Below are 16,296 nucleotides of genomic sequence, written 5' to 3'. Positions count from 1 at the left end.
TTAACACCGCCGCCTCTCCACGGGTGAGTATGTTCGAGAAGTCAAGCTGGATACGCCTCCCGCGGAACGTGTTGGTGGGGCACGGGGTCATCGAGCAGACTGCGGCCGCTGTCGACGACCTGCACCTCTCGGGCCGGCCGCTCATCGTCACGAGTCCGACACCGAAGGCGGTGGCCGGCGAGCGCCTCTACGACCAGTTTGCAGAGCGCGGTGACGACCCCGACATCGTCACCGTCGAGGACGCCACCTTCGACTCCGTCCAGCGAGTCATCGACGCTGCCTCCGAGACCGACGCGGGCTACCTGCTCGGCGTTGGCGGCGGCAAGGCAATCGACATCGCGAAGATGGCCTCCGAGGACCGCGGTGTCGGCTTCGTCTCGGTCCCGACCGCAGCCAGCCACGACGGCATCGTCTCCGGTCGTGGTTCGGTCGCCGAGGGCGATACGCGCCATAGCGTCGCCGCCGAACCGCCACTCGCCGTCGTCGCGGATACGGAAATCCTCGCGGACGCCCCGTGGCGACTGACGACGGCAGGGTGTGCCGACATCATCTCGAACTACACTGCCGTCCGCGACTGGCAACTGGCAAACCGACTGAAAAACGTCGAGTACTCCGAGTACGGCGGTGCACTCTCCCAGATGACCGCGGAGATGCTCGTCCAGAACGCCGACTCGATCAAACAGGGACTCGAAGAGTCGGCGTGGGTCGTCGTGAAGGCACTCGTCTCCTCGGGGGTCGCGATGTCAATCGCCGGCACGTCACGGCCCGCGAGCGGCGCCGAACACCTCTTCTCGCACAAGCTCGATCAGCTCGTCCCCGACGCGGCGCTGCACGGCCACCAGGTCGGCGTCGGCGCGATGATGACCGAATACCTCCACAGCGGCGAACAGGGCAAGTGGACGGACGTCCGCGACGCCCTGGCGACGATAGGCGCGCCGACGACGGCTGCGGAACTGGGTATCGACGAGGAAACTGTTATCGAGGCGCTGATAACCTGTCACGAAATCCGGGACCGCTACACGATTCTCGGGGACGGTATGGACGAGCGGGCGGCCCGAGAAGCGGCGTCGGTCACAGGCGTCATCTGACGATACTGTCAGGCGTAGGCGGGCTGTATCTGTTCGTCGAGTTGCCGCCACGATGCCGACTCGGCGGGCACGCCGGTCTCGTGGCGCCCGCTGAAGACGACAACGAGGTTGTACAGTGTCGCCGCGTCCGGGTCGTCCCGACAGCGGAGCCCGGCAATCGTCACATGTTGGACATCCTCGACGACACAGTCGACCCCAGCCTCTTGCTGGACGTGCTCACAGATTGCCGGCTCCAGAGACTCGTCGATGGGCAGTTCGACACCGGGAAGTTCCGGCTCTCTTTCGCCCTCGACGTGGAGAATTTCGTCGTCGTCGTCGTTTCGAACGGCGGCGTAGGCGGAGACCTGCGCAGGTTCGGCGCCGTTGCGCATGCTCGCGTACTGCTCGCCCGGGAGCGTGATGGTCGTCTGTTTGATAGAAAACGACCCGTAGGTCTCGTGGAGGTCCCCCAGTTTGTCCTCCACCTGGTCCCGGGACCGTTCGGCGACTCCCATAGGTGTTGCCAGACACTCCGGCCGGATAAAGCCCGCTAAACACCGCCGGCGGCTGTTATCCGGTGGCGCTGTTCGCTCGGCAACATCGGGGTCGATAGTGCGTTTTTTGCCTGTCGACTGTGCAGTGAGTGGCAATGACCGATTACGACTACGAAGCGTTGGGTCTCGTCGCAGGGCTGGAGATTCACCAGCAACTCGACACCGCGACGAAACTGTTCTGTCAGTGTCCGACTCGGCTGCGCGAACCCGAGGAGTCAGACCGCCGTTTCACCCGGTATCTCCACCCCACGAAGAGCGAACTCGGCGAGATAGACGCCGCCGCGCTCGAAGAGAGCATGGTCGACCGCGAGTTCGAGTATCTCGCCTACGACACCACCTGTCTCGTTGAGGAGGACGACGAGCCGCCCCACCGCGTCGACCGCGAGGCGATGGAGGTCGCACTCGAAATCGCCCAACTGCTCGATATGGTCGCTATCGACCAGGCGCAGGTGATGCGGAAAATCGTCGTCGACGGGTCGAACACCACCGGGTTCCAGCGCACGATGCTGGTCGCGACCGACGGGGAAATCCAGACCGAGGACGGCCCGGTCGGCATCGAGGACATGATGCTCGAAGAGGAGAGCGCCCAGCGCGTCGCCGAGACAGACGACGGCGTCCGCTACAGTCTCGACAGACTGGGGATTCCGCTGGTGGAAATCGGGACCGACCCCGACATCCGAACCCCGGCACAGGCCAAAGAAGCCGCCGAGCAAATCGGGATGTTGCTCCGCTCGACCGGGCAAGTCAAGCGAGGCCTCGGGACGATTCGCCAGGACGTGAACGTCTCCATCGCAGAGGGTGCCCGCGTCGAAATCAAGGGCGTCCAGAGCCTCGACGACATCGACGACATCGTCCGCAACGAGGCTGGCCGCCAGGTCGAACTGCTCGACATCGCGACGGAACTCCAGGAGCGCGGTGCAAGCGTCGGCGACCCGACCGACGTGACCGAGGTGATGGCAGAGAGCGATAGCGGCGTCATCCAGGGAGCTCTCGCCGATGGCGGGAAAGCGATGGCCGTCCGTCTCGACTGTTTCGACAGCCTCGTCGGCCGCGAGATTCAGCCCGACCGCCGCCTCGGGACGGAACTGGCCGACCACGCCAAGCGCCACGGTGCGGGCGGCATCTTCCACACTGACGAACTGCCCGCATACGGCGTCACCGAGGCCGAAGTCGGTAAGCTCCGCGACGCTGTCGACGCCGAGCCCGAAGACGCCGTCGCGCTGGTCGCAGACGACCCCGAAACCGCAGAACTGGCCATCGAAGCCGTCGCAGAGCGGGCGAAGACGGCCATGGAGGGCGTTCCCGAGGAGACTCGTGACGCAAACGAGGACGCGACGACGACCTACCTCCGTCCGCTCCCCGGCGCAGCGCGGATGTACCCCGAGACGGACGTTCCGCCCGTCGACCTCGACCCCTCGGAGGTCGAGACGCCGGAACTGCTCACCGAGAAAGTACAGCGCTACCAGGACGAGTACGACCTCAGCGCCGGTCTCGCAGACCAGGTCGCGTACGGCGAGTGGATGCCGCTGTTCGAGGAACTGGTCGACGAGGAGGGCGTCGACCCGACACTCGCCGCCGGGACGCTGGAGTCGACGCTGACGGAACTGCGCCGCGACGACGTGCCCGTCGATACGCTCACCGACGAGCACCTGTCCGACGCAATCTCCCTGGTCGACGACGGCGAGATTCCACAGGAGGGACTCAACGACCTCCTCACCGCACTCGCCGAAAAACCCGAGCTGACTGCCGCAGAAGCCATCGAGCAGGAAGGACTCGGCGGGGTCGGCGAAGACGAGGTCCGGGAAGCCGTCGTCGAAGTCGTCGAACGAAACGCAGACCAGGTCGCGGAGGAAGGCATGGGCGCCTTCTCCGGGCTGATGGGCGAGTGTATGGGGGCGCTCCGCGGGAAGGCCGACGGCGATACCGTCAGCTCGGTACTTCGCGAGGAGATACAGAAGCGAGCGTAAGCGGCTCCCACTCTCGGCCTAGTCGGGCCGGATACGGGCTATTGTGACGCCAAGTCGGTGTCAGGACCTATCCTGACTGCTCTCTTCTAGTCGTTCGCTCTGGTCTCTTTGGTCGCTCTGGCCGCTCTCGGCCAGTCGCTCGCCCGCCCGGCGAAAGAGCCCGCGAAGCGTCCGGACTTCCCGGCCGGTCGGGTTCGCGCGCCCGAGCAGCCGTCGCCACATCCGCCTGGTCTTTGGCTGTTTCTCCCTCGTGTGACCCAGCGCCTGCAGGAACTCACCGAACTGGTCGTGGAGTCCCTCGATTGCAGTCTCGTCGGCGCGGTCGATAGTATCCGGGAGTTGGCTCGCGTCGACCGTCAGGTCCCGAAGTTCGTACAGCACGATGGTCGCAGCCTGCCCGAGATTCAAGACGGGGTAATCGGCGCTTGCGGGAATGGCACAGATTTCGTCCAGCCGCGCGAGTTCGTCGTTTCGCAGGCCGTTGGCTTCGCGCCCGAAGACGACGCAGATGTCGGCGGCGACGTCGTCGAGTTTCCCGGCGAGCGCGGCAGGCGTCTGGAACGGATAGCGGACGTGGCTGTCGGCACTTTCGTTTGGGATGGCCGTACAGCCGACGGTGTAGTAGTTCTCGACGAGATGGTCGAACGACACCTCTCGGGCATTCGGGAGGATGTCCTCGCGGGCCTGTCCGGCGAACCCGTAGGCTTCACCGTCGCGGTCCAGTTCCGGCGGGTCGACGAGCAGCAACTCCGAGAGGCCGAAATTCTTCATCGCCCGGGCGATAGTGCCGACGTTACCGGGCGTCTCGGCATCGACGACGGCGACGGAGACGGTTCTGGCCGCGTCGGCCCCGCGTTTGCTCATATGTCCAGCGCGTCGGTGTCGATGTCCAGGGCTTCCTGCTCTGCCTCTTCCATCGCGTCGAGTTGCTCGTCAACTTCCGGGATACCCTCTTTTTCGGCGGCGTCGGGTTCCGCCGGAGCCTCCGGAAGGTCGTCTGGCGCTTCATCGACGTGTTCGAGGCCGCCGTACCCCTCCGGGGCGCGGTTACCGTCGAGGAACCACTCGTGGAACGCGTCCGGCAGGTCACCGCTGCCCTGGTACTCGTCGCCGCCCTCTTCACGGAACCAGTACAGAAAGTCCGGTTCGTGCTCGTCACACAGGACGACTTCAGCCATCGGTTCGCCGTACACTATCGTCGCTGTGTTTGCCTGTTCAATCTCTGCTTCACCGTGGAGCAACCAGCACGCGTCACACGGCTCTCCCATCACCGACGAGAGTCGAATCAACCGATAGACCGTGTCGTCGTCCATCTCCGTGAGCGGACGGATGTTCCCGTCTTCGTCGAAGACCTCCTCTTCGTCGAAGCGCCACCCTCGCAACCCGATCGAAACTTTGGCCATACCACATCTGGGCGCCGAGCGGTGAAAAATTGCCTGAACCGTCGGGACCGTCACCGGGTCTGCTCTCACGCGGACTGCCCCAACCGACCGGCTTAACAGGATTGGGTCCAACGTGTGGCTATGCGAACTGTCGACGCCGCCGGGCTCCCGATCGGTGACGACCACCCGCCCCGAATCATGGGCGTTCTCAACGTCAGCCGGGAATCCCCCTACGACCCCTCCGTCTACGACGACTCTGGCGAGGCCGCCGAGTACGTCGATACCGAACTCATCGGCGAAGGTGCCGACATCGTCGACGTCGGACTCGAATCCGCCAACAAGAAATTCGAGGTTCTCTCGGCCGAGCAGGAACTCGACCGACTCGAGACGGCACTGGAAACCATCGACTCCGTCTCCGGCGATGCCGTCTATTCCATCGAGACGCGCTATCACGAAGTCGCCGAGGCGGCACTCGACGGCGGGTTCGACATGGTCAACGACATCTGTGGCTTTGCCGACCCGAAGATGCCCGACATCTGTGCGGAGTACGACGTCGCCGTCGGCAAGATGGCGAGCCCTCCAGACCTTGAACGCCCGGGCGCCGTCGAGGCAGTTGACGACATCTACGATGCCCTTTTCCAGAACGGCCTCACGGACAAGACCATCGTCGACCCCGCCTTCGGCGGATGGAGCGAGGACAAGACCCTCGACGACGACCGTGAAACGTTCCATAGGCTCCGGGAGTTTCGCGCTATCGGTCAGCCGATACTCGTCTCCATCAACCGGAAGAACTTCCTCCGTGACCTCGCCGACCGGACGACAGAGGAGGCATTACCCGTCTCGCTTGCGGCCACCTCGATGGCCGTCGAACGCGGCGCCCACGTCGTCCGCACACACGACGTTGCCGAGACACGCGATGCAGCCATCATCGGCGACGAGTTCTCCCGCGATAGGGTCCGTGCGGACACGGTCGAAGAACTCGACGTGACCACCGTCAGGGAGGCGACCCGCCACCTCACTGATTCCGACGGTGACCCGTCAGCGGCAGACGCGACCGTCTCGCGACTCTTCGCGCTCGACATCCCCGCCTCGGCCCGGGAATCACTCGTCGCTGGTACCCGCGAGACCGATGCTGTCGTGGCAGACACCGGCCAGAAAGTGTTGCTCGGCGGTCCAGTCTCGACGCTGCTGGAACTCACCGACCGTATCCGGGGCCCCCCGGCACTCGCCGACGCGCTCGACGGGGTACGGGAGGGGTGCAGGTAAGAAAACTTATGCCGGATGCGAATAAAGCACCGCGTGAAGGCCGGAAGGGCACCTGGGCAGGGGAAGTTCAGTGTGCCATTTCGGCTCAACCCGGTTTATATAGACCCTACTCTGAAGCAGTGGCAACACGATGGTCCCCTGACGCTGCTGGTTTGTCGGTGTCTACGGACGGTGTCAGGTGGTAGCGATGGACTACTCGACATGGGAACCGGTCTACACCGCAATCCTGTCTGATTTCGGCTTCGAACGGGCCGCCGACGAGCGTGCCCGTGATAGACTTGCGACACTACTTGACCCCGCCGAGACGGTCGCTCCCGACAATCTGGATTTCACAGTCGATAGCGTGGCGATTGCCGGTGCCGGGCCGAATCTCGAAGCGCAGGCAGACCGAGCGGCGACCGCGGACAGCGTCGTCGCCGCCTCGACGGCCGCGGACCGTCTCGAAGCATGTGGCGTCGCCATCGATTGCATGGTCACCGACCTCGACAAGAATCCCGAGACGGTCACACATCTCACCGAGGCGGGAACTCCCGTCGCGGTCCACGCCCACGGCGACAATATCCCGGCGCTCGAGACACACGTCCCGACCTTCGAGGATAGTGCCATCGTCCCGACGACCCAGGCAGCGCCGACCGATGCAGTGTACAACGTGGGTGGGTTCACCGACGGCGACCGCGCGGCGTTTCTCGCAGACCACTGTGGTGCCGAGGAACTACGGTTTGTCGGCTGGGACTTCGACGACCCCGCTGTCGACCCGATGAAACAGAAGAAACTGGTGTGGGCGGAGCGACTCCTCCTGTGGCTCGAACGCCGACGGGACGAGCGCTTTGCCGTGCTCGATGGCCGCCGCGACACTATCGACGATACCGTGCTGCCGGCGTGAATCGACTCGAATCCTGCCCCAGCGTAAGCGGAGGGCTGTTTGCACTGGGTTTGCAAGGTGGCGTATGGGCTATCACGTCGTCGACCCGGAGTCGATTTCTCCGACCGAAGACCATCCATGTGACCGCCGCTCGCTGACCGAAGCCGTCGACCTCTCGGCGCTTTCGGCCGCCGTCTACGACATCGCGCCCGGCGAACAACTCCCGCAGACGTATCACTACCACGACCAGCGCGAGGAACTGTTCTACGTTCTCGACGGGACGTTGACCGTCGAGACGCCAGACGGCGAACAGACTGTCTCTGCCGGGCACGTCTTCGTCGCCGAACCGAAGAGTCCACACCGCCCGTACAACCCATCCGATGCTGACCAGCCGGTTCGTGTGTTCGGCGTAGGTGCACCTCGATACGACATCGGCCGTCCGTTCGACCCGGAGACGGACGACATGCCCGAGGGTAGCGAGTCCGACTGACCGATTTGGGACTATCTATCAGACGGTCAAACGGCAGGGTTAAAGAGCGCGGCTGCCGAACCGACGCCCAATGGCCGCCGAGCCGACGGCGCTGCTCGAACAGTTGGGACTGACGGAGTACGAACAGCAGGCGCTCGCGGAGTTGCTGACGCTCGGCCGGACCACCGCCCCGAACCTCGCCGAGGCGACCGGGATACCGAAGGCGCGCATCTACGGCGTCCTCGACGCACTCGCGGACCGAGGATTCATCAAGGTGGTTCCCGGCCGGCCGAAGGAGTACCAGTCCAAACCACCCGCCGCTATCCTGGACCGGGCCGTCGAGAACCGACGCCAGGAGTTCGAGCAGTTCGCCCACCAGCTCGACGAGATGCGCGAGGCGTTTCTCGACGAGTTCCAGCCCCGCTACGAGCAGGCAAGCGAGGAGATTCGACCCGCCGAGGAACTGTTCTACGTCGTCGACGTGGGCGACCCCAGCGAGCGCGAGACGCGCCGGCTCTACAACGACGCCAGCGAACAGGTGTACGTCATCACGAACAGTTTCGCGTACTTCGAGGCTGTCGAATCGGCTGTCGCCGATGCGCTCGACCGCGTCGCTGTCGACGCGCTCTTTCTCCACCCCGACCTGCTGGCCGACGAGAAACGCCCTCGGCAGGCGGAAGTCGTCGAGTACATCCAGGAGAGCTACCCGGAGCTGGGACTCCGATTTTCGACGGGTCGGCTCCCCTGGCGCGGGACGCTCATCGACCCCAGTCTCGATTACGACTCCGGGGAGGCGATTTTGTTGGTTGAAGAGCCCGACGTTCCGAATCACATGCGCCAGGCTGCGATTACGGAGAACGGGTCTTTTGTGGCTGGGTTGAAGCGGTATTTCGATTTGATCTGGGAGTACGAGAGTGTTGGGGAACTTGGGTAGTTCTGGTTGGATCCTTGGAGGTCTGCTTTAGCTCATCCTGGACACTTGGTGAACCGATACAGAAGCTTAGACAGCCAATAGGAATGTCCAAATAAATCCGAGCGTGTCGTTCCAGCGCTTCCGTACTTCTCGAATCGCTTGCGGCACGCCACCCCGCATCGGGTGGCGTTGCCGCAGCCACTGGATCAACAACGGTCCAATCAACGCAGAAAACAACTCGAACAGCACGCCGTTGAGCGTTGTCGAGTGGAAGTTTTCACCGTTCAAATACTGCTTCAGCTCCCGAAACAGGATCTCGATCACAGTTCGCAGCGTGTAGATGCTGATTACGTCGATAGGGTCGTACTCTGACGACGCCAGCGTCGTCAGGTACTCGAGTTGCTCTCCGTCCGGCGTTTCAAGCACTACTCGCCGGAACTGTTCTCCTGTGTCGGCGAGTTCGATACGGTCGTCGCGTACCTGCCGTGTTTCATCACCGTCGGTTACCTCAGCGGTCTGGATCTGTTCACAGACATCGTACCGAGCGTCCGATTCTAGCAGTGTGATGAAGTCATCGTTGATGGCTGTGAAGCCGCAAAAGCGCTCGTAGCGTGTGTAGCCACGGTCGAAGACCCAGATTGGCGAGTCGAGGTCTGGAAAGACCTCGACATCGCCATAGAGATGCTCAAACTGCGGATTCTCGTGGGTCTCACCTTCTGTCACGGTCGCACCGAGTGGATGCTTGTGTTCTCCGTCGACACGCGCGGCAAGGTGGAGTTTGATGCCACCGTCGCCAGTGTCGATCTCGTAGGACTGCTCGTCGTCTCCGACGAAGTCGTCCGAGACGACGACCGACCGTGTGAGTTCGAGATTTGTCGCATCGGTCGCAACAACGCCTCGCGTGAGTCGCTGGAGTCGTTTTCGTTCGACGGCTCGTTGATGGGCCAACTGTGGGGTATGGAGTAGCTCGAACATGGTACGAACGACCGCGCGGTAGTCGCGGTCGTTCGTGTACCGTGAGAACGTAGAGGCAGCCATCTTCTCCATTTCAGCGGCTGTATCGGTGGTTTCTTCGAGTTCGGCAAGCGAGTCTGAGGGATCGATCCCTTCACGCACGGCGACTTTGAGGTGGTTGTCGAAGTCGTGTTTCTTGCTGTGTTTGCCGATATCGAACTCGTCGGCGATGGACTCGCTGCCGACTGCGTCGAGCAGCGAGTACACTGCGGTCGCAGTTGATTGATCAGAATTGAAGTACGCTGCGTCCGTTTTTCCTGTTGGCGGCCTTTGCTGAGAGTTGGGATTCGCAGCCATCAGGTCGCCATTACCGGCTTCACGCCGGTTTTAATACTGGAAACGCGACAGGTTCAAGCGGGTTCACTTTCGATACGGGAGGACGATGGTATGGTACCAAGCAACGAACGTTAGAATTTTCCAGAGGGTCAATCCGTAGTCTGCTCCGCTTCTGTGCGCATCCCAAATGCGAAACACGGAGTCTGGTTCGACATAGGGCGTCGCTTCGAGGTGCTGCTCTGTCATCCAACTCGTGATGGCTTTGTGGTCGCTCCTGAACCAGTCACCGACAGGAACACCTAGACCGTGCTTATTTCGCTGGAGCACTCGTTTTGGGAGCAAATCCTTCATAGCTCGCTTTAGAACACGCTTGTAGCCGTCTTGCTTGTACTCAACCGGGAGATTGAATCCGAACTCGACTAGTTCGTGGTCTAGGAATGGCACCCTAGCCTCAAGTGATGCTGCCATTGAGGACTGGTCAACCTTATACAGGAGGTCGTCGGGCAGCCAGTACTTGATGTCGAACGCGAGCATTCGCTTGTAGAAGTCGTCGGTGTCGGCGTACGACTCTGTAGAGCGTACAAGAGTTTCGATTCCACCCTCCTCACTAATCTTTGACGACTTAAGATACCTGTCGGATGGAATCTGAAACCGCTGTGCGACGCCCTCGATGGCCGTTTCCGTGTTCCTGAGTGCCGAAATGTACCGAAGGGTCTGATTTCTAACTGGTGCGTACGGTTCGATTTGTCCGGCGAGCTTAAATGCAGCATCGGGTACGCGGTCAAACATCTGCTGGTGTTTTGGGATTTGGTCGAAGTACCAGTATCCACCGAGTAGTTCGTCCGCGCCTTCTCCACTTAATACTACTTTGACATCTTCGCTAGCATATTTGGAGAGTGCCAGAGTCGGCAGGGCTGCTGGATCCGCGAGTGGCTCGCCGAAACGCTCAACAACTTCGCCGAAGAGATCCATTGAGTCAAGATCAACCGTAATCTCATGATGATTAGTGCCGAAGTATTCAGCCACATGTCGAGCGTGGTCACTCTCATCGAACGCATCATCCTCAAACCCAATAGAGAACGTATCTAGTGGCTCGTCGCGCATCTCTGAGATCAGGGCTACGATGGAGGAGGAATCTAGACCTCCAGAAAGGAAGGCACCGAGCGGGACATCTGACATAAGCCTACGCTCAACGGATGCGCTCAACATCTCTCGCAAGTCAGTCGCATGGCGATTGATGGATCCCGTCCGTGGGTTCGACGATAGATCCCAATATCGGTGCTCTTCTGTCTCGTTTTCGGTGATGAGTAAGCTGGTTCCTGGCGGTACTTTTCGCACCCCATCGAAGGGTGACTGGGGCCATGGCCAGTATCGAAGGGTGAAATAGTTGCGGACCGCGCTGTCATCGAGGACGGGGTCGATACCTGCCTCCAACAGTGACTTCACCTCACTCGCCCAAAAGAACGGTCCATCAGTCTCAGTGACGTACAACGGCTTGATTCCGAGTCGGTCCCTCGCGAGGAACAGCGCCTCCTGATCGCTGTCCCAAATGGAAAACGCAAACATCCCATCGAGGTATTCGGGCATCGAGTGCCCGTGCTCTTCCCAGAGGTGTACCAAGACTTCGGTATCAGCTTCGGTCCGAAACTCGTGTCCTTGGTTAGTGAGTTCCTCTCTTAGTTCGGCATGATTGTATATCTCACCATTATAGACGACTGTTACAGAGCCATCCTCGTTTGTGATCGGTTGGTCACCACCCTCGACATCCATGATAGAAAGGCGGCGTGCGCCCATTATCACCGGATCGTTAGTAGGGACAAATCGGCCTTCGCTGTCCGGGCCACGATGCGTAATGCAATCTAACATTGCGCCCAGTTGATCGTCGTCACCAACCTCGTGATCGCCGAACCCGAACGCCCCCGCGATTCCACACATCGTTGTAGTATTGTGACATCCGTGTCCGTATCAAGACTACGATAATGCCGTAGAGAAGATTGATTCTAACTGTTTAGCCCGCCGCGCATAGGAAAAGTCGTCCGGACTGCGCTTCGGACGAGGGGCATCGAGTGCTCGTTGCAGGGCACGGACGAACTCGTTTAGGTTGCCAGGTTCGTAGGTGAAGACGCCGTCAATATCAGCTGTGGCAGATGTAATCGACGGTACTTCCGCAGCGACAACGTTGATGTCGGACACAAGATACTCGTACAGCTTTAGTGGCGAGGTGTAGCGTGTTGCGATTCTATCGACGGGTCGTAGGGGAACGACCCCGACATCCGCAACGGCGAGATAATCGAAAACTGTCGACTGCGAGACGTGGCCGGGAAACTTAATCGCTTCACTTGGGGCTGTCTCGCGTGCTCGCTTCCGGAGCTCTTCAAGTTCGCTTCCTCCTCCAACAATTGAGAGACGGACCTCTGGCCGTTCAGCTACGACTGACGCGAATGCATCAATTGTGAGTCCAAGATCATTTTTCCATGTCGACAAACTCCCTGTATAGACCACCAGCTTTTCATCCGAGGGAATGCCAAGCGAAGTACGAATCTCCGTCTCCGAGGCGGTCGGCAACTGGCTCACGTCGGCAGCATCAGGAACGATTCCCGCCACCTCAACCCCTAATTCCGAGAGGTCATCAGCAATACCTTGAGAGATAGTAACGATCTTATCTGCCACTTGGCATCGGCTCAATTCGTCTCCCTCCGAAACCTGGTCGATATAGCTGTACACCTTGTGAGCCTCGTAGACTACAGGAGTAGAGAGAGGGAAGGGGAAAGCTCGAATCACTCTGAGAAAGGAAATGTCTCTCGTGAATATAACATCAAATAATTGAGCGGAGAGAAGGTTAACGAGATAGTAAAATGCCCGTCCCGTTTTCCCGGCGACTTGAAGTTGTGGAACACGATAGTGCTTGAACCTAAGCGGGAGATCGTGAATCTCGGCATACGATTTGATGTCGCCCGCAGCTATTACTGTTACCCCATGTCCCCGATCATTAAGGGCGTTACATGTATGAACAATCTGATTTGCGTGGGCTTGGTCTTCGCGAAACTCACTCCAGTACACGTAGAGGACGCGCATTATCAGAGTGAATTGGCCCTCCGAAGGTCTGAATGATTTGCATTCTTAGTCACCGCTCGCATTCGATACATGTGCTATATATTCGCCTGAGTAGTAATTAAAGAAGCGACTTCGAAATTCTGACGAAGCTCATTATTTACTCACATACCCTGTTGCACGTTCAAAATTAATTCGCCGGACGGCACAGTCAAGCCTGAATCTGGCTCGGTAGTGATGAACCGGACCGAGATACCACTCCAATCTGATATATGCAGCTTAATCAACTGGTAATCTGCCCCGATTAGTCAGGATTCAATCACAAACGCGAGCCGCCTGAGAGCGATGCCTCTCAGGCGGCGACATCTGCGCAGATATCAGTGTCGCTCAGATGAGTCGACTTGGCGATCGTATCAGTCCTGGCTTGCCGTGGCGTTTTGCGGTCAGTGACGCTGCAACCAGTGCGACCGCTGAGAGAACAACGTGAGTTTCAACGTTGTTCTCCTTGCGTGCGCGGACGCGATCAAGTCCAGTGAACGACTTTAGCCGGGATACCCTGTTGCACGTTCAAAATTAATTCACTGGACGACGCAGTTGGACCTGAATTTGACCCAGCAGTGATGAGTCGGACTCAGATGTTACTCTTAATCTGATATATGCTGCTGGATAGGGCGGTAATCTCCCTTGATTAATCAGAATCCAGTCACGAATGCGAGCCGCCTGAGAGCGAGCGTCGTCAGGTACTCGAGTTGCTCTCCGTCCGGCGTTTCAAGCACTACTCGCCGGAACTGTTCTCCTGTGTCGGCGAGTTCGATACGGTCGTCCCGTACCTGCCGTGTTTCATCACCGTCGGTTACCTCAGCGGTCTGGATCTGTTCACAGACATCGTACCGAGCGTCCGATTCTAGCAGTGTGATGAAGTCATCGTTGATGGCTGTGAAGCCGCAAAAGCGCTCGTAGCGTGTGTAGCCACGGTCAAAGACCCAGATCGGCGAGTCGAGGTCTGGAAAGACCTCGACATCGCCGTAGAGATGCTCAAACTGCGGGTTTTCGTGGGTCTCACCTTCTGTCACGGTCGCACCGAGCGGATGCTTGTGTTCTCCGTCGACACGCGCGGCAAGATGGAGTTTGATGCCACCGTCGCCAGTGTCGATCTCGTAGGACTGCTCGTCGTCTCCGACGAAGTCGTCCGAGACGACGACCGACCGTGTGAGTTCGAGATTTGTCGCATCGGTCGCAACAACGCCTCGCGTGAGTCGCTGGAGTCGTTTTCGTTCGACGGCTCGTTGATGGGCCAACTGTGGGGTATGGAGTAGCTCGAACATGGTACGAACGACCGCGCGGTAGTCGCGGTCGTTCGTGTACCGTGAGAACGTAGAGGCAGCCATCTTCTCCATTTCAGCGGCTGTATAGGAGGTTTCTTCGAGTGTGGCAAGCGAGTCTGAGGGATCGATCCCTTCACGCACGGCGACTTTGAGGTGGTTGTCGAAGTCGTGTTTCTTGCTGTGCTTGCCGATGTCGAACTCGTCGGCGATGGACTCGCTGTCGACTTCGTCGAGCAGCGAGTACACTGCGCTGGCTGTGGACTGGTCAAGATTGAAGTTTTCAGCGTGCGTTTCACCCAATGACGACCTGACTGATTTGCCTGAACACCGAGTCATCAGGTCGTCACTACCGGCTTCGCGCCGGTTTTAAATACTGGAAACGCGACAGCTTCACGCCGGTTTTAAATACTGGAAACGCGACAGCTTCACGCCGGTTTTAAATACTGGAAACGCGACAGCATATACCAGAGTTGCTCAGAATTAAAGGACTCATAGGGTCGGGACAAGTCACGCGCTGGGCAGCTGACGTAGAAACGATCCGACTATTATTCTCCGTCTCAACCTCTGTGAGAGGCGCGGATACTCTCTAAGTCAAACATGGTACGTCGGAAAAATACGGTCGGTACTCGAAGGCGAAAGGGACGCTTCGACTGGGAACGGCTATGCATTCTTTCCGGGGAACTTTAATATTAAGTTTCGGATTATATGAAACTCACTCATAAAATCCTCACTTCGACATTCTCCTACGTCGTCATATCAGTCGTTGGCTTTCTCGGAACACTCTACTTTGCACGTACGCTCGGTGCTGCTGCATTAGGAGTTTTCGCGCTGGGTATGAGCGTCGTTAAATGGCTACAATTAGCGGACCTAGGTCTCACTCCATCTGCAGTTAAGCGGATTAGTGAGGGGCAGGACAGCACACAGTATCTCACGGCCGCGATGGCGATACAGTGGGTGATTGGACTGGTTGTGGTTCTGCTTGTGGTGACGTTTCGTAACTCAATAAACTCATACGTGGGCGGCGAGTATGCATTCCTTATCGCTGCGATTTTCTTCGTCAGCTATGCCATCAACGGCGCTTTACAGCAGTCAATCCGTGGGTACCAGCGTGCAGATGTTGCTGATATTCTTGACGCTCTGGAGCGATTGGTCCGGGTTGTGGTCCAGGTTACCCTTGTAGCTTTCGGGGCTGAAATATTCGGTATGTTTGCCGGTGTCGTGGCCAGCTACGCGTTTGCGGCCATTATTGGTATTTGTTACCTCTTTCGTTTTCTTGATGCAGGCCTCGCTCGTCCCGGTCTTGACCACATAGTTAGTCTCTATGATTATGCAAAATACTCTGTACTCTCCTCAATACGGAGCCATGCATATTCTTGGGTTGATATAACTGTGTTAGGTTTCTTCGTCGTACAGTCCCAAGTTGGAGTCTATCGGGTGGCCTGGACGCTCGCGATGTTCTTCGGTATCGTCGGCCGTGCACTCCAGAACAACCTCTTTCCTGAAGTTTCGAACGTGAACGCCGCGGAGAACCGTGCACGTGTTGAACAGATCGTCTATGAGTCACTAATCTATACCAGCATCATCCCGATCGGCGGCTTGATAGGGGCACTCGTTATTGGTCGCCCCGTACTCAGCATCTACGGTCCAGAGTTTACGACTGGAAAGTGGATTCTCGTCGGCCTTGCTTCGGCCGTGGTACTACGGGGTTATCAGGAACAGCTACTTGCCGCACTTAATGGACTCGATTTACCGGATGTTACGTTCCGGATTAACCTTATATTCATAATTCTGAATGTACTCCTTAACGTGGCACTTATCCCCATGTTTGGCGTTGTCGGTGCAGTTATAGCTACTGTGATATCGGTTGGAATTACGCTCGGGCTTTCGTGGAGGGCTGTCACTTCTGAGGTAGACATAGCCGTACCGATTGATGAGCTCGGGGAGCAAGCGCTCGCAGCGACGGTTATGTCGTTGGTGGTTCTTGGGACGAGGCAGTTCGTTGATATCCGTTCCGTGTTGCTGTTGCTTCCCGTTGTCGGACTTGGGGCGGCGACTTACTTCACGGTGCTGTTCGCGCTCTCTGGAAGAATCCGGAGGAAAGTTTATGCTCTCCTCACAGCAGCACTCGCTTGAACGACGGCCAGTGCTTC

At 58.9% G+C, this 16,296-nt stretch carries 13 protein-coding genes and 1 pseudogene; 7 read left to right on the top strand and 7 right to left on the bottom strand.

Features of this window, described 5'->3' with window-relative positions; translation table 11 throughout:
• Positions 1-29: 29 nt before the first annotated feature.
• Positions 30-1,088, top strand: coding sequence for an NAD(P)-dependent glycerol-1-phosphate dehydrogenase (locus QYL91_RS12950; RefSeq protein ID WP_302080912.1), 1,059 nt, complete (start codon positions 30-32; stop codon positions 1,086-1,088).
• A gap of 8 nt (positions 1,089-1,096) precedes the next feature.
• On the opposite strand, the gene QYL91_RS12945 is transcribed toward QYL91_RS12950, so the two are convergent.
• On the bottom strand, positions 1,097-1,582 hold the full coding sequence (locus QYL91_RS12945) for a hypothetical protein (protein WP_302080911.1): 486 nt from the start codon (positions 1,580-1,582) through the stop codon (positions 1,097-1,099).
• 134 nt (positions 1,583-1,716) lie between these two features.
• On the opposite strand from QYL91_RS12945, the gene gatE reads away from it, so the two are divergent.
• Positions 1,717-3,588 carry a Glu-tRNA(Gln) amidotransferase subunit GatE gene (gene gatE / locus QYL91_RS12940; RefSeq protein WP_302080910.1) on the top strand — a complete coding sequence of 624 codons (1,872 nt, stop codon included), beginning with the start codon at positions 1,717-1,719 and terminating at the stop codon, positions 3,586-3,588.
• Positions 3,589-3,648: 60 nt separating this feature from the next.
• Here gatE and QYL91_RS12935 read toward each other — a convergent pair whose 3' ends face one another.
• Together QYL91_RS12935 and QYL91_RS12930 are read right to left on the bottom strand one after the other, a co-directional pair.
• Positions 3,649-4,452, bottom strand: a complete 804-nt coding sequence (locus QYL91_RS12935; protein ID WP_302080909.1) for an RNA methyltransferase — start codon at positions 4,450-4,452, stop codon at positions 3,649-3,651.
• Positions 4,449-4,991: a DUF8114 family protein gene (locus QYL91_RS12930; RefSeq protein WP_302080908.1), complete on the bottom strand. Its 543-nt coding sequence runs from the start codon at positions 4,989-4,991 to the stop codon at positions 4,449-4,451. Before QYL91_RS12930 ends, QYL91_RS12935 begins: the two co-directional genes overlap by 4 nt.
• Before the next feature lie 120 nt (positions 4,992-5,111).
• Between QYL91_RS12930 and QYL91_RS12925 the strand changes: the two genes are divergently transcribed.
• The 4 genes from QYL91_RS12925 (at position 5,112) to QYL91_RS12910 (ending at position 8,501) form a co-directional block, all read left to right on the top strand.
• Positions 5,112-6,236: a dihydropteroate synthase gene (locus QYL91_RS12925; RefSeq protein ID WP_302080907.1), complete on the top strand. Its 1,125-nt coding sequence runs from the start codon at positions 5,112-5,114 to the stop codon at positions 6,234-6,236.
• Between the two features lie 187 nt (positions 6,237-6,423).
• Positions 6,424-7,119 (top strand): 6-hydroxymethylpterin diphosphokinase MptE-like protein, encoded by a 696-nt coding sequence (locus QYL91_RS12920; RefSeq protein WP_302080906.1) that lies wholly within the window; start codon positions 6,424-6,426, stop codon positions 7,117-7,119.
• Positions 7,120-7,183: 64 nt separating this feature from the next.
• On the top strand, positions 7,184-7,588 hold the full coding sequence (locus QYL91_RS12915) for a cupin domain-containing protein (protein WP_302080905.1): 405 nt from the start codon (positions 7,184-7,186) through the stop codon (positions 7,586-7,588).
• A 70-nt stretch (positions 7,589-7,658) separates the two neighbouring features.
• Positions 7,659-8,501 carry a TrmB family transcriptional regulator gene (locus QYL91_RS12910; protein ID WP_302080904.1) on the top strand — a complete coding sequence of 281 codons (843 nt, stop codon included), beginning with the start codon at positions 7,659-7,661 and terminating at the stop codon, positions 8,499-8,501.
• Between the two features lie 66 nt (positions 8,502-8,567).
• Here QYL91_RS12910 and QYL91_RS12905 read toward each other — a convergent pair whose 3' ends face one another.
• The 4 genes and pseudogenes from QYL91_RS12905 to QYL91_RS12890 form a co-directional block, all read right to left on the bottom strand.
• Positions 8,568-9,791: an IS4 family transposase gene (locus QYL91_RS12905; RefSeq protein ID WP_302080903.1), complete on the bottom strand. Its 1,224-nt coding sequence runs from the start codon at positions 9,789-9,791 to the stop codon at positions 8,568-8,570.
• A gap of 63 nt (positions 9,792-9,854) precedes the next feature.
• Entirely contained in the window at positions 9,855-11,705 is a 1,851-nt protein-coding gene (gene asnB, locus QYL91_RS12900) for an asparagine synthase (glutamine-hydrolyzing) (protein WP_302080902.1), read from the bottom strand.
• Between the two features lie 36 nt (positions 11,706-11,741).
• Positions 11,742-12,845 carry a glycosyltransferase gene (locus tag QYL91_RS12895; RefSeq protein ID WP_302080901.1) on the bottom strand — a complete coding sequence of 368 codons (1,104 nt, stop codon included), beginning with the start codon at positions 12,843-12,845 and terminating at the stop codon, positions 11,742-11,744.
• A gap of 701 nt (positions 12,846-13,546) precedes the next feature.
• Positions 13,547-14,482 (bottom strand): annotated as a pseudogene (locus QYL91_RS12890) (IS4 family transposase); the annotation flags it as partial.
• A 369-nt stretch (positions 14,483-14,851) separates the two neighbouring features.
• Between QYL91_RS12890 and QYL91_RS12885 the strand changes: the two are divergent.
• Positions 14,852-16,279, top strand: a complete 1,428-nt coding sequence (locus tag QYL91_RS12885; protein ID WP_302080900.1) for an oligosaccharide flippase family protein — start codon at positions 14,852-14,854, stop codon at positions 16,277-16,279.
• Positions 16,280-16,296 lie beyond the last annotated feature (17 nt).

Source organism: Salinibaculum rarum (assembly GCF_030505615.1).
GTDB lineage: Archaea > Halobacteriota > Halobacteria > Halobacteriales > Haloarculaceae > Salinibaculum > Salinibaculum rarum.
The sequence above is the reverse complement of the archived record's forward strand: the minus strand, read 5'-3'. Positions and strand labels throughout refer to the sequence as shown.

Coding starts and splice junctions, on each gene's coding strand:
- QYL91_RS12950 (WP_302080912.1), top strand. CDS start 30: ATGTTCGAGAAGTCAAGCTGGATACGCCTCCCGCGGAACGTGTTGGTG.
- QYL91_RS12945 (WP_302080911.1), bottom strand. CDS start 1,582: ATGGGAGTCGCCGAACGGTCCCGGGACCAGGTGGAGGACAAACTGGGG.
- gatE (WP_302080910.1), top strand. CDS start 1,717: ATGACCGATTACGACTACGAAGCGTTGGGTCTCGTCGCAGGGCTGGAG.
- QYL91_RS12935 (WP_302080909.1), bottom strand. CDS start 4,452: ATGAGCAAACGCGGGGCCGACGCGGCCAGAACCGTCTCCGTCGCCGTC.
- QYL91_RS12930 (WP_302080908.1), bottom strand. CDS start 4,991: ATGGCCAAAGTTTCGATCGGGTTGCGAGGGTGGCGCTTCGACGAAGAG.
- QYL91_RS12925 (WP_302080907.1), top strand. CDS start 5,112: ATGCGAACTGTCGACGCCGCCGGGCTCCCGATCGGTGACGACCACCCG.
- QYL91_RS12920 (WP_302080906.1), top strand. CDS start 6,424: ATGGACTACTCGACATGGGAACCGGTCTACACCGCAATCCTGTCTGAT.
- QYL91_RS12915 (WP_302080905.1), top strand. CDS start 7,184: ATGGGCTATCACGTCGTCGACCCGGAGTCGATTTCTCCGACCGAAGAC.
- QYL91_RS12910 (WP_302080904.1), top strand. CDS start 7,659: ATGGCCGCCGAGCCGACGGCGCTGCTCGAACAGTTGGGACTGACGGAG.
- QYL91_RS12905 (WP_302080903.1), bottom strand. CDS start 9,791: ATGGCTGCGAATCCCAACTCTCAGCAAAGGCCGCCAACAGGAAAAACG.
- asnB (WP_302080902.1), bottom strand. CDS start 11,705: ATGTGTGGAATCGCGGGGGCGTTCGGGTTCGGCGATCACGAGGTTGGT.
- QYL91_RS12895 (WP_302080901.1), bottom strand. CDS start 12,845: ATGCGCGTCCTCTACGTGTACTGGAGTGAGTTTCGCGAAGACCAAGCC.
- QYL91_RS12885 (WP_302080900.1), top strand. CDS start 14,852: ATGAAACTCACTCATAAAATCCTCACTTCGACATTCTCCTACGTCGTC.